A 22179-nucleotide genomic window follows, 5' to 3' on the forward strand; every position below is an offset into this window, starting at 1 on the left:
TGGATAAGACGCAAGATAGAGATTTCACGTAAAGGCTCTAGCATCTCTTAACAGACACTTGTGTTTTTGTTATTTAGAAAAAACGTTAGCGAAATGTAAGTTCTCACATCCACTAACGTTAAACATCTAAATAATTGCACTCGTTATATTACTATTTTGAGCCTGTTCGCGCCTCTGTCATTTGTTTCCAAACTGATCCCTTAGCATCTTCGCCTTCAGCAATTCGGGCAATTGCCATACGAATTTGAAGCTTAACTTCGAACTCCGGATCGTTTTCAGCCTTTTTCAAAGCAGGCAACGCCGCTTCAGTTCCTGTTTCATATAAAAACATAGCCGCACGCCAGCGAACTAGTTTATTCTTATCATTCAATATTTCAATTGCCGCCTGTTCGAACCCCTCGAAACCAAGGTCACTCATGCAGTCTCCCGCCGTCCTACGCACCGCCCAACTTCTGTCTTTAAGTGCTTTTTCAATATACGGAATAACTGCGACGTCTTCAATCATACCCAGGTAAACCGTTGCGAGGCGTCTAATTGACATCTTTTCATCGTCCAGTGCCCGCTCCAGAAGTGCTGCATCCGACATGTCTGGATCAGGTATTTGATCAAGTAGTTGAAATCTATTCTCCCATTGGTCAACTGAGAAGTCCTCCAGTGAAATTTTTCTACCGCGCTGGACACCTTCACTTTGTCCTTCATTCGCCTGACGGACAATCTCAAGTAATCGTTCTTCTGGATAAGCCGCCTCTATTTCCTGAATCACTGTTTCACCGATTTCAGCCTTTTCTCCGTAACGAATTCCATAATCTGCCCATTTACGCAATAAAATATAATTTTCCACTTCACGCCCATGAACCTTCTCCATTGCTTGTACAAAACGGTCACTTAGACCGAAACGCTCTTCTGATTCGCTATCAAAAACTTTTACTTGTAGCGGAATATCTTTGTAGGTTTGAACATGTACGTATACTTCGCCAAAACTATCGTCGATCTCCACTTCAATTTCCGTTTCTTCACTCTGCTCTTCATTGAAAACGGCTCGGACACTAGCAAGTATCGTTTCCCATGCAACGTTCCCTATGCGTTCAATCGCCATAAAGTTCATGACATGGTAAATTCCTTTTATGCCATGAATGTTCAATAAAGCTGAAATCGGGTGCGGTGCGGACCCCATATCCTCTTTTTTATAGTTATGACTTATCATCTTGGGTAGCTCAGTATCGAGAATGATTTTCATTGAGTTCGGACTTGGTGTCGGTTCAATCGTTACTATTTTCAAGTTCATTTGCCCCTTTCGTTAGGACTTATTCAATTCTTGTAAGAACGACCAGCGTTCAATAAGACTTTCATATTTACCGTTCAATTCTTCAAGTGATGACGTTAAATCTCTTAATTTATCGTAATCAGACCCAGTGGACGCCATTTCTGCTTCCGTGGATTCGATTAATTTCTCAACTTTCTCGATGTCCGACTCAATTGTTTCATATTCTTTCTTTTCAGCGTACGATATCTTCCTTTTTAGTTCCTGTTGAATCGGCTCTTCTATTTTAACGATTGGTTCGTGTACCACTACTTCTTTTGGTACATACGTTTCTAGGAAATCAGAATAAATACCAAACCAGGTGTCGACATCCCCTGATCCATCCATTACCCATATTTTTTTTGATGTACGATCTAAGAAGAACCGGTCATGTGAGATAGTGATAACAACACCCGGGAATGTATCGATGAAAGATTCCAATACAGAAAGGGTTTCAAGGTCGAGGTCGTTTGTCGGTTCATCCAAAATCATGACGTTAGGTTGTTCCATAAGTAGTTTTAGTAAATATAGTCTTTTTCGCTCGCCACCTGATAGTTTACCGATGGGTGTCCCGTGTGCTTGTGTAGGAAATAAAAAACGCTCCAACATTTGAGAAGCTGAAATGCGGACACCATCAGCATCTTCGATATCATTCGACGTATCACGAATATATTCGATAATTCGTTTTTTCTCATCCATTATTGGCGTGTGTTGTTGGAAATGAGCAATTTTTACTGTTGTTCCTTTGTCGATGATTCCGCTGTCCGGTTCACTTTCACCGGATAACATATTCAATAACGTCGTTTTTCCTGCACCATTAGGTCCGACAACCGCGATACGGTCACCCGATTGTAGAATGCACGAGAAATCATCAATGACTTTTCTTCCACCGAACGACTTCGAGATGCCTACCGCTTCAATCACTTTCTTGCCTAGTCGCGTCGACTTAAGCGCGACGTCCATTTCTCCGCTCGTGTCTTCTTTTTTTACCTTTTCCGCTAGTTCATCAAAGCGCCCAATCCGAGCTTTTTGCTTGGTCGATCTTGCTTTCGCACCTCTTCTAATCCACTTCAATTCAGATCGGTACTGATTGCGAAGCTTATCATCTGTCGATGCTGCCATCTCCGCACGAATTGCTTTCGACTCAAGATAATTTCCGTAATTACCTGTATGAGAATATAACGTTTTATCGGCAAGTTCATAGATGCCAGTTGATAACTCGTCCAAGAAGTAGCGGTCATGGGTAACAAAGATAACAGCGCCTTGTTCATTTTTCAAGTAATCTGACAGCCACATGATCGAGTTTACATCTAAATGGTTTGTCGGTTCATCGAGAAGTAAGAGATCTGCAGGCTCAATTAGAACTTTTGCGAGCGTTACCCTCTTTATTTGTCCACCCGAAAGTTCACTCATCTTCTTATCGAACGTTTCAATGCCAAGTTTCGACAAAATTGTACGGGCTTTTGAATTTATATCCCAACCGGATAAATCGTCCATCTCATTTTGAAATTTCGAGTATTGGTCCTGATTCAGTGTAGATTCAGGATTTGCAGAAAGTGCTTGAAGTGCATGCTCATACTCTAAGTTAACCTTGATAATCGGTGCGTCACTCTTGAACACTGTTTCCATCACAGTAAGTTCTGGGTCGACTTCAGGTTCTTGAGGTAAATATACAATTCGGTATCTATTCGGATGATCGGTCGAAATCGAATCGGCTTCTTCGACTCCTGCAATGATTGACAGTAAGGTTGACTTACCTGTCCCATTGATGCCGAGCAAACCCACTTTTTCTCCACTCGCAACCGTAAAGGCTATATTTTTAAACAAAGTTTTTTCCCCAACTGTCTTTGTGAGGTTTTCAATAATTAATTGGCTCATGATTACACTTCCATTTCTAATGACTACCTTATTCTATCATAGCCGATTAACATAGCTTTTTAAAAGTGTATTGTACTATTAAATGCATCTTATCATCTGAAAAATGCATGTTACGTGAGATTAATTTCCACTAATTCCATGAAGCGGTACAATTCCATCAATACGTTTCTTGAGAAAGGATGTGATAATCATTCAAAAGCTTTTTCAAATGCTCCTGCAGAAGTCAAACAAGCATTCCAAATCGATATGGGAATGTTATATGAAATTAACGGTGAAAAAAATCATTTTTTAGCGTTCTCTATGTTCTCGGAACTACATTGCTGTTCTTCGGATTCTCATTGCTCGTTATGAGGAGGGAAATTGAAAAAGCTTGTAAGTACATAACTCATTGTACTTACAAGCTACTTATCATTTTAATTTACAAGGCGACCTTTTATTCCTTTTTCTTCCCAATAAGCATCACGAATTTGAACTTTCAGTATTTTTCCGGAGGCTGTTTTCGGAAGTTCATCTACAAAAGTAATCCCAGTTACTGCTTTGAAATGAGCTAATCTTTCTTTGCAAAATGCGATAATCTCCTGTTCGTTCGAAGTCATATTTTCACGTAGTACAATAAAGGCGTGTGGCGTTTCCCCCCACTTCTCATGCGGTACCGCTATGACCGCAGCCTCGAGAATTGCCGGATGTCCATAAAGGACTCCTTCGACTTCAATTGAAGATATATTCTCCCCACCGCTGATAATAACATCTTTTTTGCGGTCCACTATATTGATGTATCCATTTTCGTCAACGGTCCCCATGTCGCCCGTCAATAGCCGCCCGTTTTGTAGCACCTCTTCCGTAGCTTGATCATTTTTCCAATAACCTTTCATGACGCCATGGCTACGCACCGCCACTTCCCCAACTTGTTTGCCGTCATGTGCAACCTCGTCCCCTTGTTCATCTAGAATCTTTACATCGCTTCCAATCATCGAATAACCAGCTTTTGCTTTTAATTCAATTTGTTGTGCTCTTGATAGTCCCGTTAAATGCGAGCGAATTGTTGAAATCAGGCTCAGTGGTGATGTTTCTGTCATGCCATATACTTGGATGAATTCCCAACCCAACTCTTCCTCGACACGATTGATGAAAGCGGGAGGCGGTGCAGATCCTGCAATGACAACACGAATATCTTGTTCGATTACTGGATGATGCTGATCATGGTATAGCAATAATGCGTTCAATACAGTGGGAGCCATGTGTAAAATAGATACTTTGTGTTCTTTAAGCGCATTAAAAATGGACTCTGGAGTGGATTTTCTTGAGCAAATATGTGTAGCTCCATTTGCAGTGTAATAAAATGGTGATCCCCAGCCATTCACATGAAACATTGGGAGCACATGTAGGTAAACATCCGAGTCAGTAACCCTTAAATGGTGCATTGTACTAAGTGCATGTAGGTAATTGTTACGATGTGTCAACATGACGCCTTTTGGATTTCCAGTGGTACCGCTCGTATACAGTAAACTGCAGACATCATTTTCATCAAGTTCAGTCCGGTTAAATGGCTCGGTTGAAAAAGAGGCTAACCATTCATCATAGCTCGTCTCACTAGTATCAGAATCCTTATAATGAACAATAATATGCTTGATTGTTTCAAACTTGTCTATTACTGGTCTAATTAATTCATAGAGGTCTTGATCGACAAAAAGCACTTTTGATTCACTATGGTTCAGAATAAAGGCATAGTCTTCCGGTTTTAATCTAATATTCAAAGGAACCATAACTGCTCCAAGTTGAAACACGCCATAAAATCCCTCTAGCATTTCAAGTGAATTCCCCGCTAAATATGCAACTTTATCACCTTTACATATCCCTAATTCACGTAGCCCATGTGAAAGCTGATTGACTCTCTCATTCAGTTGATAATAAGTATATTTACGTCCTTCGCAATATACCGCTTCCTTTTCTCCATATAAAGAAACTGCACGGTCAAGAAATTGCGGTAATAGTAGTGGTACATTCATCCATTTCACCCCATCATTTTTATTTAGTATATACCATTTAGAATTTTCCGTCATCACTAAATATTCTTATTTTCTTTAGCGGTTTATGTCTAAATAAATTCAGAAATGAAATTTCAATGCAAAACTATTAGTTTAATAAAACACAAAAAACTTACCTGTTTGCCAGAATGCACAGGTAAGTTTTATATTTCTACTTTTCACGCCAGAATTATCCGATGTAAGCATAAATACCTTGAGTAAATTTATTCTTTAGAGATATTTTATTTTCATTGTCTTTTAACCACAGTTTTACTACCTGAGTACAGCCCACTCGCAGAAAGCCCCATCATTAACCCAATGAGTATTGCTGCCTTGATATCATGAGGGTATATATATACAACTCCACCTACAATTCCGAAGAGAATGGCTGTTACCGGTAATAATTTTTTTGGCATACCGTACATTTTCAACAACTCCACTATTCCGATGATAAGTGGAATTAAAACGACATCATAGATTTCCAACGTTTCTCCTCCTGTACTAGTTAGTCGATAACCAATTAATTTCTTTTTAAAGGTAAATGACTACACAAATTTCAATGCGGAGTTAAGTGGAGTTTAACGGAAATGGCTGTAGAGTGACTATCGTTATGTACGGAACAAACATTCGTCCCTATCGAAGTATCAGATTGCGAAATTGTGAGTTTCAAAATGTAAAAGAGCGACTTTAATATAATACTTCTAAGAGAAGCATCATCATTCCACTTTTCCTGAGAAGTGTTCCGACACAAGCGCTACAAAATGAGTTGTAGATAGTCATATAGCTTCAAGTTTCCCAATGGTTTGGTTTGGTTCAGTTTTTGTATTCCTTTAACTATATGAACAAAAGTTTGTTAACATGAACTATAAATAAATTAAATATATTAATATACTATAAATATTTTTTGTAATTATCTATTTGACCCATTAGAAAGATTCTAACAACATTGAAATGTTGTAATTACAACGTTATTCAAAAACATAGTATTTCTAACAACTATTTTTGACAATTGAAAACGTTTGATTGTATTATAGTAGAATATGAAGGAGGCATTATTATGTCACAGATATCAAAAAAACAAATCGTGGAAAGTGTCCCTCAAAAAGGTTTCTTTGGGCACCCAAAAGGTTTGTTCACATTATTCTTCACAGAGTTTTGGGAACGATTCTCTTATTACGGCATGAGAGCAATCCTTGTGTTCTATATGTATTACGAAATATCAAGTGGCGGCCTCGGACTAGACAAAACAGTTGCATTGTCTATTATGTCCATTTACGGTTCCCTTGTGTACATGTCAGGGATAATCGGTGGTTGGTTAGCTGACAGGATTTTCGGTACATCTAAAGCGATTTTTTATGGTGGAATTTTCATCATGCTTGGCCATATCGCGCTTGCAATTCCTGGCAACATTACATTATTCTTCGTTTCAATGGTACTCATTGTAATTGGTACTGGTCTATTAAAACCTAACGTATCTAGTGTTGTTGGGGACATCTACCCGGAAAATGATAACCGTCGAGACGCGGGATTCAGTATCTTCTATATGGGTATAAACATGGGTGCCTTTATCTCTCCACTGATTGTCGGAGAATTAATGAAGACAAGTTTCCATCTTGGTTTCGGTGTTGCGGCAGTCGGGATGTTTATTGGACTGTTGATATTTATACTTACGAAAAAGAAAAGTCTTGGACTTGCTGGTACGCAAGTGGCAAATCCATTGGAAGCGAGCGAGAAGAAAAAAGTATTCTCAATTTTTGCGATTAGCGCTATTGCGATTGCAATTCTCGTCGCCATTGCCATTCCCCGTGGCTGGCTTACATTTGACTCATTCATTGCAATTGTCGGGATTCTCGGCTTCTTGATCCCTACAGCCTATTTCGTTGTAATGTATAGAAGTTCGAAAACGAATGATGATGAACGCTCACGTATTATTGCGTTTATTCCACTCTTCGTGGCTTCAGTTATATTCTGGGCAATTGCTGAGCAAGGATCAACAATACTTGCATTATATGCGGATACACGGACAAATCTTAATATCTTTGGCTATCAGATTTCACCAGCCTTTTTCCAATCATTTAATCCGTTATTCATAATCACTCTGGCACCATTCTTTGCATGGATTTGGATGAAACTTGGTGATCGGCAACCTACTATTCCGCAGAAGTTCTCCCTTGGACTACTATTTGCCGGATTGTCTTTCATCGTTATTTTAGTGCCTGGCTATTTGGGAGGTACAGATGCACTTGTAAGTCCACTGTGGCTCATTTTAAGCATCTTCATCGTTGTCCTAGGAGAATTGTGTTTATCACCCGTAGGTTTATCTGCAACGACAAAACTGGCTCCTGCAGCGTTCTCTGCGCAGACAATGAGTCTATGGTTTCTTTCAAACGCAGCTGCACAAGCATTAAACGCACAACTTGTAAAATTATACAAACCTGAAACAGAATTAATGTATTTTGGAATCATCGGCGGGACAGCAATACTATTTAGTATTCTACTCTTCGCAGTTTCTCCAGTTATCCAACGTTTTATGAAAGGCGTACGTTAATTAGAAATATCATTAAAACAGGTAGCTCCGCTAGTAATAGGGGCTGCCTGTTTTTTTACTCATTTTCAAGTTGTGGTTCAAGCTTATTCATAGGTATTTTCCTTTACTATTTATAATAAGATAATTAATGGACTCTTATTAAATTGAATAATGGAGGTATATCATGCTACTTGGCTTGACTATAATTTTAATACTGGTTTTATTTTTGCCCTTTACAATGAAAATAGTTGAAAGGAATTTAGAATTCTTTTTATTCATCATGGGTATTTTCGCAGTTCTGGTTAGCCAGGTACTTGACTCCTATCTCATATTAAAAGCGTTGGAGGATCCGGTAAATATTACATTAGCGGTTATAATCGCCGGGCTATTGTTTCGGTGGCTTCGAACTCCTTTTCACAAAGGAGTACAGATCTTGAGCAAAGCAATTCCTTTCCGCTTATTTATAGCACTCAATGTTATCGTTCTAGGAATACTATCAAGTGTAATTACTGCAATTGTTGCTGCAATTGTATTGGTTGCAATTGTCGGTGTGTTACGACTTGATAGGAAATCTGAAATACGTTTAGTAATAATTGCTTGTTACTCAATCGGACTCGGTGCGGTCTTGACGCCTATTGGCGAACCACTTTCAACCATTGCCACTAGTAAATTAGATGAGGACTTTTTCTATTTGCTTCGCCTAATCGGACCCGATATAATTCCTGGAGTTATTGCTTTTGGCATACTAGCTGCAGTAATGATCACCCCTTCAAAAAGGTTAAACAGATATAAAACAATTCCTGTTACGGAATCATACATCGAAATAATTATTCGGGGATTTAAAGTCTATTTGTTTGTAATGGCTTTAACATTGCTCGGAGCTGGCTTTGAACCATTTATCGAAAAGTATTTACTCGACATAAATCCTTTAATTCTTTATTGGATTAATATGATTTCTGCAGTGCTCGACAATGCCACATTAGCAGCCGCAGAAATCAGTCCTGAGATGAATGATTCGACAATTAAGGCCCTTTTACTAGGCCTGCTTATAAGCGGAGGAATGTTAATACCAGGAAACATTCCAAATATTATCGCTGCGGGAAAGTTGAATATTAAAAGTATTGAATGGGCACGTTTTGGCGTTCCAATCGGGTTAATTTCGATGGTCATATACTTCGTAGTCATTATTACAGTAGGCTAAATTGAAAAAGGCGTAAAATGAGAAGCATCTCATTTTACACCTTTTTATTTTAATGTTATTTTTTCTTGGTAAATCTTCCAATTGCAAAAGCTCCGACTGCTAAACCAAGCACTGTATTTGTTTTTTTGTTAAATACTTGTTTGACAATAAGATTCATGTTTTGCGGCCTTTCAGCAAGACGACGCATGAAATAGCCGTACCAATCATTTCCGAAGGGTACGTAAGTGCAGAAATTATACCCTTCACTGGCCAATTTAAATTGCATGTCTTTTCTGAAGCCGTATAACATTTGGAATTCAAATTTATCATACGGAATATTATTATCCTTAACAAATTGTTTTACATGATTTATGACGTTGTGATCGTGTGTAGCAATCGAAGTAAATTTACCATTTAGCAAATGCCATTCAATTAACTTAATATAGTTTTCATCAATTTCATCTTTAATTTGATAAGCATATTGTTCAGACTCTTTGTATGCACCTTTTACTATTCGCAAGCGGAAATTCTTATACTTTTGAATATCTCCTACTGCACGGAAGAAGTAAGCTTGAATGACTGTTCCTATATTATCATATGTCCTCGATAATTCATCAAGTAGATCAAACGATGGTTGCAAACGAGCATGATCTTCCATATCGAAGTTTATGAAGATATCGTAGTTCTTTGCCTTAGAAACAATCTCTTTTAGATTTTCCAAACAAAAATCAAGATCTATATCCAAACCCAGTTGCGAAGGTTTCAATGAAATATGGGCATCGACTCCATGTTGATGGATTGCTTCAATTACTTCAAGTATTTGTTTTTTTGCAGCTAATGCTTCTTCTTTTGCATAAACAAACTCACCCAGATTATCTACAGTACAAGAAATACCATAAGAGTTTAACTCTTTAATGCTTTGGATTGTTTCTTCTACATTTGTTCCTGCCACTACGTTTTGCGCACCAAGTTTCAATCCGTATTTTTTAGCAGCACTATTCAATAACTGATTTTGAGATAACCCGATAAAGAAATCCTTCAACATATCGCATGCTCCTCAACTATGTTTTTGACTCCATTATATCATGCGCTCTTACTGAAATGACAGATGATTAAAACATATTAAACGTAATTTGAACGTTTCTCAAGTTGGCTTTGCCATATTTCGACTAGCAAACAAATACCCCAATAGATAAGGCCAACCAAAATATAAACTGTCATATAATCGAATTCTCTTCCCCCGACGATTTTTGCACGCTGAAACAAATCAGGTACTGTAATCATCGCCGCTAACGATGATGCTTTGATTAAATCTAGCATAACGTTCGACAATGGCGGAATGGCTATGCGAGTCGCCTGAGGTATGATAACGGAATACATTGATTGCATATATGACAAACCCAAGGCAGTAGAAGCTTCCCATTGACCTTTATCGACTGAGTTAAGCGATGACCGAATTATTTCGGCCATATAGGCGGATGAATGAAGACTAAAGCCTATTAACGCAGCTGTAACGGCAGTAAACTCTATGCCTATATTCGGCAATCCGAAATATAACAAAAACAGAAATACCAGCATGGGCGTTCCCCGCATATAGGAAATATAGATTCGAGAAGGCCACCTGAATAGTAGCAGTTTAGACGTCCTACCAAGCGCCAGGATTAAACCCAAAACTAATCCGAATGCCATCCCTCCAAAAGAGATGAGTATCGTGAAACCAACGCCTTGTAAAATATACGGAAATGATTCGATAGCAAGTGGCAAGTCAAAAATGTGGTTCCATTCAATTCCACTCACTTTATAACCCGCCTTTCCAATTATTCAAAATCATAATCTTTTTCAATGGACACGTCTTCTCCGTCAAAAAACTTTTCAGCTAATTGTGAAATCGTACCATCATCTTTCATTTCAACTAGCACAGTATTTACTTGTTCTAGTAAATCCTTACTGTCCTTTTTCATAATGATTGCCTGGACATTGGGATGATACTTTATGTCTGGATGAATCATAATCTCAAATTCAGGAAAAGCTTTTAGAGCAAGTTTTTGTAAATAATAATCATTTAAAATGACATCCGTTCGGCCAATTTCAACATCACGTAAGTAAACATCATTTGTTACATTGTCATAAATAGCCTCTTCTGCGCCATTTTCTCGACCGACTTGCATGTATACCGAAGTCGCTGCGCCTGCTGCTTTTTTACCTTTTAAATCTTTAAGTGATTCAATTCCTGAATGATCTGATTTACGTACAATTGCTGTACCAAACGAATACTTATATGGTTCTGAAAAAGTAAATTTTTCTTCCCGTTCGGGCGTAATTTCAATATCGTTTACTGCGAGATCGACCTGCCCACTGTTCAAGGAAGTTAGCATTCCATCTAGCCCCATCTCAACGAAATTAATATCCAAATCAAGGCGCTTACCCAGCTCTTTCATTATTTCCACTTCATAACCTGTCAGTTCTTTACTCTCGCTATCATGAAAAGAAACCGGATAAAGTGTACCAGATGTCGCTACTACAATTTCACCTTTTTCTTTTATTTTCTCCCAACTAGAAACTTTTTCATCTTCTTTAGCGCTGGAACCACAAGCTGCAAGAACAGTAATTGTTAATAGCAGCAGAAAAGACAGAATCCTCTTATGTAGTTGTTTTTCTCTTGTCATGAAATCTCTCCGTTCTATCAAGTTTTTTATATATCATGTCCACTAAAAAATTATAATGTATTCCTCTATGAATTGTAAGTTTTCGGATCTAAAAATAAAATCACAGACGGTACATCAACTTTCAAAGTAAGTAGGAATTCTAATTTATGTTCCCTGTCAACCGAATTAAAAATTCCTTTTCATGACAAAACCCATAAAAGTAATTGCTTTTACGGGTTTTGTCTTTATATCATTTCAGTTTGAATTGCCCTACAAGTTCCTCGAGATCCTGTGCCATCTGACTCATTTCAGTTGAATGCGCGGCAACTTCATCAATAGAAGCTGAAGTCTGTTCCGTAGCCGCGGAAATACTATTTGTCTTATCTTCGATTAAATGGATTGAGTGTGTCAGTTGACTAATTAGCCCTACCACCCGTTCAGAGTTCTCCGCTTCAGCTGTCGTTAATTCTGAAATCAAATTTATTTCTTTCACAGTTTCTGAAACAGCACTGGATATATTACTTAATGAAACTGCGGTCAAACGGACGGTTTCAGTACCCGATTCAATTAGCTTATTGCTATCTGAAGTGGAACTAACAACTTGCCCTATACTTTCTGTTATATCGCGTACCAATTTTTCCACTTCCAACACTTCCCTATTGGACTGTTCCGCAAGTTTTCGTACCTCTTCTGCTACAACTGCGAACCCTTTACCATGTTCACCGGCTCTTGCAGCTTCGATCGATGCGTTTAACGCAAGTAGATTTGTCTGTGCGGCAATTCCTGCAATTGAACTTGTGATATTTTGGATTTTTGTTGTAGATTCAATCAGTTTTTGAATTGTACCTCCAGCTTCATTTGAAGAAATCCTGATTTTTTCCATATCACTGCTAATTTCATTCACGCTAAGTTGTCCTTCTTTAGCAATTTGCATCGTTTGTTGTGAATTACTCACACTAAGATCTGCTATTTCTTTTGAATTTTGGAGATCGCTTGCTAAGGATGACAAGATCTTCGATGCGTTCTCTGCATTGATGGTACCATCTGAAATAGATGCAGCTGTTTCGTTCATGTTGTGTGCAACCTGCTGAATAGCCATCTGCATTTCATTCAAAGATGCCGTCGTATCAAGAGAGTTTTTTGTCAATTGGACAGATGTGCTTTTCACAGTACCAATCATATTACGCAAGTTCGCTGTCATTGTATTCAATGTACGACCGAGATCTCCTACTTCATCATTGCCCTTTACAACTGTATCTTCGATTGCAAGATTGCCTTTCGCAATTTCTTTTGCATGGGAAATTAATACAGAAATCGATTTTGTTTTACGTCGGATTAATAGGATTGTCCCAATTGAAGCAAGAATCATTGGTATCAAGCTTATGAGAATACCATTACGAACGACATCCCATGTCCTGCCTGCTACAATTGAACCATCAAAGTCTATAACGCTTATTGCAATAATTTCTTCAGTTGGATCGTGATTTTTAAATATCGGTGCATAACCGGACAAGCGTTCCATACCGGCGAATTCATAGAGCTCTGAATAAGTTGAATGCTTAGTTTCCAAAAGCATTGCAATTGCTTCCTCATCGACCGTAACGGATTTTCCCGGTTTAAACCCTGATTTCTTCAAATTATCATCAAGAGCAAGTATTTTTCCATCTAAATCAATAATGTATTGCGTTTCGAAAATGGGTTTATGGTTGATTGTCCAGTTTAGTTGTTTACCAACCTCGTCCATGACTCCAACGTCGCCTTCGAGCATTTTATCTACATCTTCCGGGCGAATTAAACCAGTTGTAATATTGGCGCAGCCGTATGCCTCTACACCAGCTGCATCATATAATTTGGCGTAAGCTGTCTTATATGTAGCAACGGAAGTAATCGCCAGCATCGCAACCATGATGCCCACGATTATTGTTCCCAACTGTATCGTTAATGTATTTTTCACTATTTTTCCCCCTAGCATTCTACTAGTCTATTTTACCCTACATTATAATAAGAGAAAAGGTCAAAAACGGTCAATTATTCGACAAACTCGATCTGATATAGAAACATCCCTTTGTATAAGTTTAACGGAATGCTATTAGGTCTCCTAAGCAATCTAGCATGCTTCTTTTGTATCGAAATTCTATAAATTCAGAATAGCTGATGCCCTTTCCGCCGGTATGGCGAAATAGCTTCAGCTTGTTCAAGTTTAACTTATTCTTTGTTCTTCCTAAAATAATCCTGCCCCTGCACTTTTACAAATCCAACTGATTCATACAAGGTTAGCGCACGATTATTTTTCGCTTCGACTTCAAGTCGTATTCGATTACCAGCATCATGTTCACGCTTAATAATGTTTCGCAAAACTTTTCTACCGTATCCTCTTCCCTGAAATTCTGGGAGGACAGCGAATCCATAAATCCAAGCATCGCCGTCCATTCGGTTGATACGAACCTTTCCTACTGTCCTGTTATCAGCTTCAATCATTAAAAACTGCTCATCCGCTCTTTCTTTTATCCGTTCCAGATGAGACCTTGCATCTTCTTCATCCATGCCAAAAGCAAGTACATCAAGCAATACTTCTAAATCAGCGTCCCGCGGTTTTGCGGAACGTAAAAGAACTTCGTCACTCGGCTCAATTGTTTTTTCCTTCCAGACCATTTGAAATTCAGAAAATGCATAAGTGTAAGGTTGGGTAGATATCCAGCTCTTTGCTGTGTCTGATGATGAAGGTGCGTTCAATAAAACCGTTTCAAAGCTATATTGTTCCATTAGTACTAATGCCTGAGTCCATAGTTTCGTAAAATGGCCTTTCCTTCTTTCTTCAGGCTTCACCATTCCACAAACCTCAACTGTAGATCCGAAACTATATAAAGCTAGGAAAGCGATCAGTTCCCCATTTTCTATATGGAAGAAATCCATTTGACGTCCATCTCTTTCACGGAGCATTTCCCAGTTGAATTTCAATTGAAAACCGTCTGCTTTCTCACATTGGTTTTGCAGTTGCTTTATTGCAATTAATTGACTCTCATTTAACATACAATTTCCCCCAATTTAAATACACATAGTTCTTCTTATGTATTGACTCTATCAATAATAGCACGTAAAACAATATCTTCTATTTAAATTTATGTTTAAGCCAAGAACACCCGTGACTTCAGTCGTGGGAGGTTCATTCTTCAAATTCTTGCAAGGCTGCTCATTGGTCATTGTGTTTTTTTACGACTTCACAATAATGACTATAGAGTTCGGGAATGGCACCCAATTCATTTTTACCAGTATCATTAATTGTATATATTCCCCTACTGACTCTATCAAACCATCCATAATAGTTTTTATTTAGAATTGTAAATGTCTTTTCTCCTGTCCCCATCTCACGCAACGATTTTGGAGATAAGGGACCATAATGTAAAAAACAGCAGGCAATATGAATACAATTTTCTTTATAAGCTGTATTAATTTTAGTCTGGCTACTTCCACCAATGTTAAAATCACTGAGTCTACCTGCTATTTCTGTTAACATATCTGACCGTTTTTTCGTGCTGCGCTGCATGCTTTTTTTTCGATCAAAAGAAGTGGGATGAAATATAATTTCCGCTACGGCAACTTCTTCTTGAAATGATACGGTGATCAAACCTAACTCAAGCCTCCTCACCAAATGGCAAGTATCTTTCCACTTTTTCGAGCGAAAACTGATTTTGGGTTTAGGTATTGCAACATAGACCTGATTCGTCAATCGCTGTCTTTTTGTTGCCTGCATCAGTAAATCAATATTAAGTGTGAGCTTCATCTCTATGAGTATTAGTTCCTGTTCTTTCACCGCGGCTATATCACACTCGTTCACTTCACCATAAACATCGTAACCCTGCTGTGTAAAGTATTCCTTAATCGGTTGATAAAGATCAATTTCATAACGTTTCTTTGTTTTATCTGACATAGCTGACCATCACCTCTTCTTAATGGTATAGAAAATAGATTGGAACTGCTATTCAAACATATTTTTATGGGATAAAGCTTTTTTCACGAGGTAGGAACAGGAAGTCAATATTTCCACACGTTAATGTTTTACATTTCCCTGGGGTGGAGAAGCATTCATTTATGTAAACTATACAATCCATTGGAAATAGCACCCACAATAAATAACGCACAATTAAGAAGATTCTCATGCACATACGCAGGATTTCATGTTATCATTGGAAAACGATATTGAAGGGTGTTGAGATTACAATGAACATTATGAAGACAGAACAAACTGGAATTCAAGTGGAAGACATACTAATTGCCAATCAATTATTAAAAGATGTAGTCGCACATACCCCTCTCCAAAAAAATGAACGACTATCAGAAAAGTACAATTGTCGTGTCTATGTAAAGAGAGAAGATTTACAACATGTCCGTTCTTTTAAATTAAGAGGTGCCTACTATAAAATCAAAACGATTGAAGTAGCAGCGCTCGAAAAAGGAGTGGTCTGCGCCAGTGCGGGTAACCACGCCCAAGGGGTCGCTTATGCATGTGCACATCTAGGTATAGATGCAAAGATCTTTATGCCGCAAACTACCCCAAAACAAAAAATTGACCAAGTTAAAATGTTTGGTAAAGGCTTTGTTGAAATTATATTAGTAGGTGATACATTTGATGATTCTTCTGAAGAAGCTTTCAAATGCGCTGATGCAGAGGACCGAATATTCATCCATCCTTTTGATGATTACGATATTATTGCTGGACAAGGGACTGTTGCAGTTGAAATGATGAATGACATTGAAGAACCAATTGATTTTGTGTTCGCTAGTATTGGCGGTGGCGGGCTAATGGCAGGTTTGAGCACTTACATTAAAAATGTTTCACCGAATACTAGGATGATTGGTGTAGAGCCAGAAGGTGCAGCAAGTATGAAAGCAGCTTTAAAAAATAATGAAGTGACAACCTTAAATTTCATTGATAAATTCGTCGACGGTGCCGCTGTTAAAAGTGCAGGTCAATTTACTTTTGAAATCTGTCGCAAATATCTAGATGATATTGTTCTTGTTCCTGAAGGTAAAGTTTGTACGTCTATATTGGATCTATACAATGAACATGCAATCATCGTGGAACCAGCTGGAGCTTTACCAATCGCTGCCCTAGATTTTTATAAGGAAGAAATTAGTGGCAAGTCAGTGATCTGTGTAATTAGTGGTGGGAACAACGATATCGGACGGATGCAAGAAATTAAAGAGAAATCCTTGATTTATGAAGGTCTTTTATATTACTTCATTGTCAACTTCCCACAGCGTTCAGGTGCATTACGTCAGTTTTTGGACGAAGTACTTGGGCCAGATGATGATATTACAACATTTGAATATACGAAAAAAAATAACAAGGAAAGCGGTCCGGGGCTTGTCGGGATTGAACTGAAGAATAAGTCAGACTATGCTGGACTTATTCAGCGGATGGATCAATGCGGTTTCATGTTTAAAGAAGTTAACAATGATAGTACACTGTTTGATTTACTAATTTAATCTTCTAATGAAAAAATCTTGCTCACAGCTAAATGGCTGTAAGCAAGATCTTTTTCTTCACAATATTTTTTCCTAATTAAAACCCACTTGCTTCAAATGTATTCCCACCTTCAATGGTTCCATTTTCAAAACCTTTTGTAAACCAGTTCATCCTTTGCTCTGAGGTTCCATGTGTAAAACTATCAGGAACAACATAACCTTGTGTTTTTTTCTGGATACGATCATCCCCTACAGCACTTGCTGCGTTAATTGCTTCTTCAATATCTCCTGCTTCAAGAAAATTATTGTCATTCTGATGCTTAGCCCATACACCAGCGTAATAATCAGCTTGTAACTCCATATTCACTGAGTATTTATTGAATTCTTCCTTGCTAAGTTTCGAACGAAGTGCATTTACTTGCTCAGTGATACCTAATAGACTTTGCACATGGTGCCCAACTTCATGGGCGATTACATAGGCCATCGCAAAATCACCTGGTGCTTGGAATTCGTCTTTAAGTTCCTGATAGAAGCTCAAATCGATGTAGAGTTTATGGTCACCAGGACAATAAAACGGACCTACAGAAGAGCCTGCAACACCACAAGCTGATTGGACTTGGTCTGTGTATAAAACGAGCACCGGTTCCTCATACACTTGGCCTTGCTCACGGAATAATTCGGTCCAAACTACTTCTGTATCAGCTAAAACAACAGATACAAATTCAGCGAGTTCTTTTTCTTCAGCAGTTTCCTCGTAAGGGACCGAACTCCCTGAATCGGAATTCTGTGTACCATTTAAGATATCGCTCGGATTACCTCCAAGAAAAGTAATAATTAGTATAATTATTAAACCACCAATTCCCCCTCCTGCTAATGCTATACCACCTTTACCCTTGCCTCTGCGATCTTCTACGTTTGAGCTTCTTTTTCTTCCTTTATACTCCATACCATTTCCTCCTGTTGTTAAATTTGAATAGTTGATTGAACTAAATACTTTTACTTATCTCTTGCTATACCCCAAAGCGCATATCCTAATTCTTTTAAAGTTCAAATAATCCATATCAAAAAAACAAGTAGCAAATGATTCTGCTACTTGTTTTACATGTTTATTTAGCTGATGAATTTGAAATGGTTGTAGCAATCCGGTCAAGTACAGGGACAGTACTTGATTTATGATTCTGCGTCAAGACACTAAATATTAATGTTTCACCGTCTCTAGTTTTTGCATAACCTGCAAGAGCGCTAACGTTAGTCAAACTTCCGGTTTTGGCAACTACATTGCCTTTAGCAGAACCAGTTTTCATACGATTTCTTAGAGTACCACCCATAAACCTTTCTGGGGCCCCCGCAATCGGAAGTCCTTGAGCAAAAGTTGAATACCACGGCGCTGTTCGTACCTTGTATAATAACTCAGTTAACTGGATGGATGTCACTTTATTCGCGTGGGACATGCCCGAAGCATCTTCAAATAACCACTTGTTGCCATCTAACCCAATTGACTCGGCATAATTCCGCATGACTTGGAGGCCAGCCTTCCAACTACCTTGTCCGTATTTTTCTTTACCCATTGCCTTCGCTAATACTTCTGCGTGTGAGTTATTGCTTAACTTTAAAAACGGCTTCATCAAACTCTTCAAAGGCATGGAACTCTTGGACACGAGAACCTTTGATCCCGCAGCAGTTTTACCACGTACGACTCTAGATGATGGCGCAAACTTTATTCCTTTTGATGTTAATGATTTTTTAAAGATATCAAGAGCATAGGCAGTCGGGTTGGACACAGTTATCCATTCCTTTTTACCTGTCGATCCAAGGGGCGCATTCCCTGTAATGACTATGTTATTTGTTCCATATTGGCGTACAATACGCAACGTATTTTTATTCCCTTTTGGCACTGTTTTAGATTTATTGACCACTTTGACTATATTCGTTTCGGGTGTTAGAGTCACTTTTGCTACTTTTCCTCGAGCACTTGGCCTTGCATCGACTATAACTGTTCCGGCGTCGTAATCGGTGTTTGGAGCGACTGTTAATGCTGAAACCTGAGCTGCATAATAATAGGATTCATCATTTTTATGTATCCCTGGTGATAGACGAATTGTATCAAACCATGTGTCATCTCCTACCAAATTTCCGGAAACTCTTTTCACTCCACTGCTAGCCAATTTCGTAGCGAAATTATCAAAATCCTTCTTTAACAACGTAGGATCGCCTGTCCCACGCAAATATAGATTTCCGTTCAATGTTCCATCTTCCACTTTCCCATTCGTTAATACATCTGTCGAAAAACGAAAATTTTCACCCAGTGTCTCAAGAGCCGAAGCTGCAGTTAGTATTTTCAAAGTGGATGCAGGAGTAATTCCTTTGTCTCCATGACTTTGATAGATAATTTCTCCATCAGAGGCTTTACGTACCGTTACACTGCTGACCGCCTTTTGCATTCTGCTGTCTGACATAATTGTATTAATTGCATTTTCCAAATCATTATATGGCGATTTCGCATACGTATTACCTTGCCCCAGAACAGGAGTAAAGAGCGTTCCAATCACCAACAACACCGACATTACGATTAGTAATAACCTCTTCTTAAACAAATCTTAACCCCCCTAAAGTTTACTCAACTATGACTATTCTATCACAATAATAGACTACAAGAATCAGCATAATTAGAAAGCATTTATCCATCTGTAATAGTATCGTATCTATTTCGCCGAAAGCAATCCGAAGCTAATCCAGTAAAAATGACAGTTCCAAACTTTTCACGCTAGTATTATTTGCACGAAAATGGTTAATCAACAGACGTGTTTTCTTTAAAACTCACCTGCTTGTTCAAACGTATAAAATTCAAACTCGATTATACTGACTTATTCAACAATTGAAGTTAGAATAGAGAGAGCTATCAACACTATTAAAGGGGGAAACTATATGTCTATTACTTTCACCGTAAAACAAGAACTGTTTTCGTTACATGATCCAATGCAAGATGGTAAACTCGTTGACCGAAAAACTGAAATCCGGCTTGATCCGTTGACAGGAGAAACTTCCAGAATCATTTTTGACCCAGGAGCTCCTTTCATTCCAAACGATTATTCAGAACTCGCGATAGCAACTTCTGGTAGTAAATGTCCATTCTGTTCCGAAAATGTCCAAACCTTGACTCCAAAATTCCCAACTGACTTAATAGATGGTGGGAGACTTATACAAGGTGAAGCTGTCGTTTTTCCAAACCTTTTTCCTTACAGTAAGCATAATGCTGTTGTACGAATGTGTGATCAGCATTACGTCAAACTTGATGAATTTACAGCGCCTTTGATTGCAAATTCTTTCTCTGCAGCACATAATTATTTAAAAAAAGTTATAGTGCATGATCCAAAAACCGCATATGCATCTATCAACTGGAACTACTTACCTCCATCTGGAGGAAGTATTTTGCATCCACATATTCATGTATTGGCTTCTGAACTTCCTACAAATTATCAATTAACAGCATCGGCAAGCAGTGAACAATTTTACCAAGAGACACAAAGTAGCTTTTACGATGCGTTAATTGAACGTGAACGGGAGATTGATGAGCGTTTTATAGGCACGATAGGATCCATTAATTGGGTACATGCATTTGCACCAAAAAGCCATGCTGATTTTATAGGTATTATGGATGCCGCCTCACTCAATGAATTGAACGAAAATAATTGGAAAGACCTCGCTGAGAGTATGATTAATCTATTCCCTTATTTTGAAGAAATAGGAATCTCTAGCTTTAACTTGGCCCTATTTATACCTGTAACAAAGAATCCATTTGATCGTGTTCATGTTAGAGTTGTTCCTCGTCTGACTATCGGTGCACTTCAAACGAGTGACATGAATGTTTTCAACTTTTTACACGGCGAACCGCTTTGTATGAAAGTTCCCGAAGAAACGACAAAAAAAGTTTCTCCCTATTTTAAATAATAAAAAATGCCAGCATACGAAACGATGTAAAGTCGTTTCATATGCTGGCATTTCATTTTTGTGTCAATTGAAAATGGGTAATGTAACTAGAATCATCAGAGTAAATAAGATAGCGATATAATTCACGGAACACATAAACATGAGATGAGCCCATTTCATATCATCTTTAGTGAAAAACCCGCTAATACTCGCGAGTAGCCAACCAATGTTCAATAGGGAAGCGATTACTATGAAAACAATTCCAAGTGAATCCAAAAAGAACGGTAAAGGTAATAAACAGGCAACATAGATAACCATTTGACGTTTAGTAAAATCAAATCCATGAATGACTGGAAGCATAGCGACTTTAGCTAGACTATATTCTTCGACCTTTTTAATGGCAATTGCAAATGTATGCGGCATTTGCCATATGAATAGGATGAGCGCTAGTACAATCGGTACGATGTGATAACCGGGTGCGATTGCCGTCCAACCAATTAGTGGCGTCACTGCGCCCGAGACACTTCCAATAATTGTGTTTAATGTATATCTACGTTTTGACCACATAGTATACAAGATAACATATGTAAACCAACCAATGAATGCGTAAATAGCTGCTTCGATTGTAGTTAAGGCTAAAAGTACTAAACCGACTATTGATAATGCAATTCCCAGAGTTAAGACAAACTTTAGGGAGAAATGCCCTGTAACCGTAGGTCGATTTTTAGTCCTTTCCATTAATGTATCAATGTCAACATCATACCAATTATTTAGGATTAGTGCTCCAGCCATTACCAGTGTACTTCCTGAAATCGTCAATAAAAAGACGCCCAAGTTACCTAATAAAGTTGAATTCGTAAAATAGAGTGCTAACCAGAATCCAGTAAGCACAGGAAGTACGTTAGAAATAAGAACAATAGCTTTAAAAAGGGATTTTAAATCAGCAAAAAGGATTGCCATATTCTGTTTAGTTGATAATGTTGGTTCCTCAACCTTCTGCCATGAAGGATTCATAACTTTTGACATTTAGTCTTCTCTCCTCAAAAAAGCCAGGTACTTTCCCGATTTGATGGATTACAAAAATTCATTCGGTGACTGGCATACTTAACTCCATTTTACTCTTAGTCTCCAACTAAAACAAAGGAAAGCTTTGTGACATTTTTATAAAAGTAATAAAAAGGGATTTAAAACATCCTTTTGATGTTTTAAATCCCAATAGTTCTTAATGCTTT

General features: G+C 38.2%; 17 protein-coding genes. 4 read left to right on the plus strand and 13 right to left on the minus strand.

What is annotated here, in order from left to right; all coding sequences use genetic code 11:
• Nucleotides 1-151: 151 nt before the first annotated feature.
• From AC1TO6_RS05635 to AC1TO6_RS05650, 4 genes are all read right to left on the minus strand, one after another.
• A complete protein-coding gene (locus tag AC1TO6_RS05635) occupies nucleotides 152-1279 on the minus strand; it encodes a virulence factor (protein WP_482100638.1) in 1128 nt (375 codons plus the stop codon).
• Between the two features lie 18 nt (nucleotides 1280-1297).
• Nucleotides 1298-3178 carry an ABC-F family ATP-binding cassette domain-containing protein gene (locus AC1TO6_RS05640; protein ID WP_482100639.1) on the minus strand — a complete coding sequence of 627 codons (1881 nt, stop codon included), beginning with the start codon at nucleotides 3176-3178 and terminating at the stop codon, nucleotides 1298-1300.
• A 413-nt stretch (nucleotides 3179-3591) separates the two neighbouring features.
• Entirely contained in the window at nucleotides 3592-5184 is a 1593-nt protein-coding gene (locus AC1TO6_RS05645; protein ID WP_482100640.1) for a long-chain-fatty-acid--CoA ligase, read from the minus strand.
• A gap of 266 nt (nucleotides 5185-5450) precedes the next feature.
• Nucleotides 5451-5687, minus strand: coding sequence for a hypothetical protein (locus tag AC1TO6_RS05650; protein WP_482100641.1), 237 nt, complete (start codon nucleotides 5685-5687; stop codon nucleotides 5451-5453).
• A gap of 572 nt (nucleotides 5688-6259) precedes the next feature.
• Between AC1TO6_RS05650 and AC1TO6_RS05655 the strand changes: the two genes are divergently transcribed.
• Both AC1TO6_RS05655 and AC1TO6_RS05660 read left to right on the plus strand, forming a co-directional pair.
• A complete protein-coding gene (locus AC1TO6_RS05655) occupies nucleotides 6260-7750 on the plus strand; it encodes a peptide MFS transporter (protein WP_482100642.1) in 1491 nt (496 codons plus the stop codon).
• A 163-nt stretch (nucleotides 7751-7913) separates the two neighbouring features.
• Nucleotides 7914-8930: a DUF1646 family protein gene (locus AC1TO6_RS05660; RefSeq protein WP_482100643.1), complete on the plus strand. Its 1017-nt coding sequence runs from the start codon at nucleotides 7914-7916 to the stop codon at nucleotides 8928-8930.
• Nucleotides 8931-8985: 55 nt separating this feature from the next.
• Here AC1TO6_RS05660 and AC1TO6_RS05665 read toward each other — a convergent pair whose 3' ends face one another.
• From AC1TO6_RS05665 to AC1TO6_RS05690, 6 genes are all read right to left on the minus strand, one after another.
• Nucleotides 8986-9954, minus strand: a complete 969-nt coding sequence (locus tag AC1TO6_RS05665; protein ID WP_482100644.1) for a proline dehydrogenase family protein — start codon at nucleotides 9952-9954, stop codon at nucleotides 8986-8988.
• A 77-nt stretch (nucleotides 9955-10031) separates the two neighbouring features.
• Nucleotides 10032-10706 (minus strand): amino acid ABC transporter permease, encoded by a 675-nt coding sequence (locus AC1TO6_RS05670; RefSeq protein WP_482100645.1) that lies wholly within the window; start codon nucleotides 10704-10706, stop codon nucleotides 10032-10034.
• 20 nt (nucleotides 10707-10726) lie between these two features.
• Nucleotides 10727-11575, minus strand: coding sequence for a transporter substrate-binding domain-containing protein (locus AC1TO6_RS05675; protein WP_482100646.1), 849 nt, complete (start codon nucleotides 11573-11575; stop codon nucleotides 10727-10729).
• 229 nt (nucleotides 11576-11804) lie between these two features.
• Nucleotides 11805-13508: a methyl-accepting chemotaxis protein gene (locus AC1TO6_RS05680; protein WP_482100647.1), complete on the minus strand. Its 1704-nt coding sequence runs from the start codon at nucleotides 13506-13508 to the stop codon at nucleotides 11805-11807.
• Nucleotides 13509-13759: 251 nt separating this feature from the next.
• Entirely contained in the window at nucleotides 13760-14584 is an 825-nt protein-coding gene (locus tag AC1TO6_RS05685) for a GNAT family N-acetyltransferase (protein WP_482100648.1), read from the minus strand.
• Nucleotides 14585-14744: 160 nt separating this feature from the next.
• Entirely contained in the window at nucleotides 14745-15482 is a 738-nt protein-coding gene (locus tag AC1TO6_RS05690) for a DUF2161 domain-containing phosphodiesterase (RefSeq protein WP_482100649.1), read from the minus strand.
• A 290-nt stretch (nucleotides 15483-15772) separates the two neighbouring features.
• Between AC1TO6_RS05690 and ilvA the strand changes: the two genes are divergently transcribed.
• Nucleotides 15773-17041, plus strand: coding sequence for a threonine ammonia-lyase IlvA (gene ilvA, locus AC1TO6_RS05695; protein ID WP_482100650.1), 1269 nt, complete (start codon nucleotides 15773-15775; stop codon nucleotides 17039-17041).
• A gap of 76 nt (nucleotides 17042-17117) precedes the next feature.
• Here the strand turns inward: ilvA and ypfJ are convergent, their stop codons facing one another.
• On the minus strand, nucleotides 17118-17966 hold the full coding sequence (gene ypfJ, locus AC1TO6_RS05700) for a KPN_02809 family neutral zinc metallopeptidase (RefSeq protein WP_482100651.1): 849 nt from the start codon (nucleotides 17964-17966) through the stop codon (nucleotides 17118-17120).
• Between the two features lie 160 nt (nucleotides 17967-18126).
• Nucleotides 18127-19614, minus strand: coding sequence for a D-alanyl-D-alanine carboxypeptidase/D-alanyl-D-alanine endopeptidase (gene dacB / locus AC1TO6_RS05705; RefSeq protein ID WP_482100652.1), 1488 nt, complete (start codon nucleotides 19612-19614; stop codon nucleotides 18127-18129).
• A gap of 331 nt (nucleotides 19615-19945) precedes the next feature.
• On the opposite strand from dacB, the gene AC1TO6_RS05710 reads away from it, so the two are divergent.
• A complete protein-coding gene (locus AC1TO6_RS05710; RefSeq protein ID WP_482100653.1) occupies nucleotides 19946-20968 on the plus strand; it encodes a hypothetical protein in 1023 nt (340 codons plus the stop codon).
• Nucleotides 20969-21031: 63 nt separating this feature from the next.
• Here the strand turns inward: AC1TO6_RS05710 and cyoE are convergent, their stop codons facing one another.
• Entirely contained in the window at nucleotides 21032-21961 is a 930-nt protein-coding gene (gene cyoE / locus AC1TO6_RS05715) for a heme o synthase (RefSeq protein ID WP_482101001.1), read from the minus strand.
• Between the last annotated feature and the right edge of the window lie 218 nt (nucleotides 21962-22179).

It is taken from the genome of Sporosarcina sp. Y352, assembly GCF_056786535.1.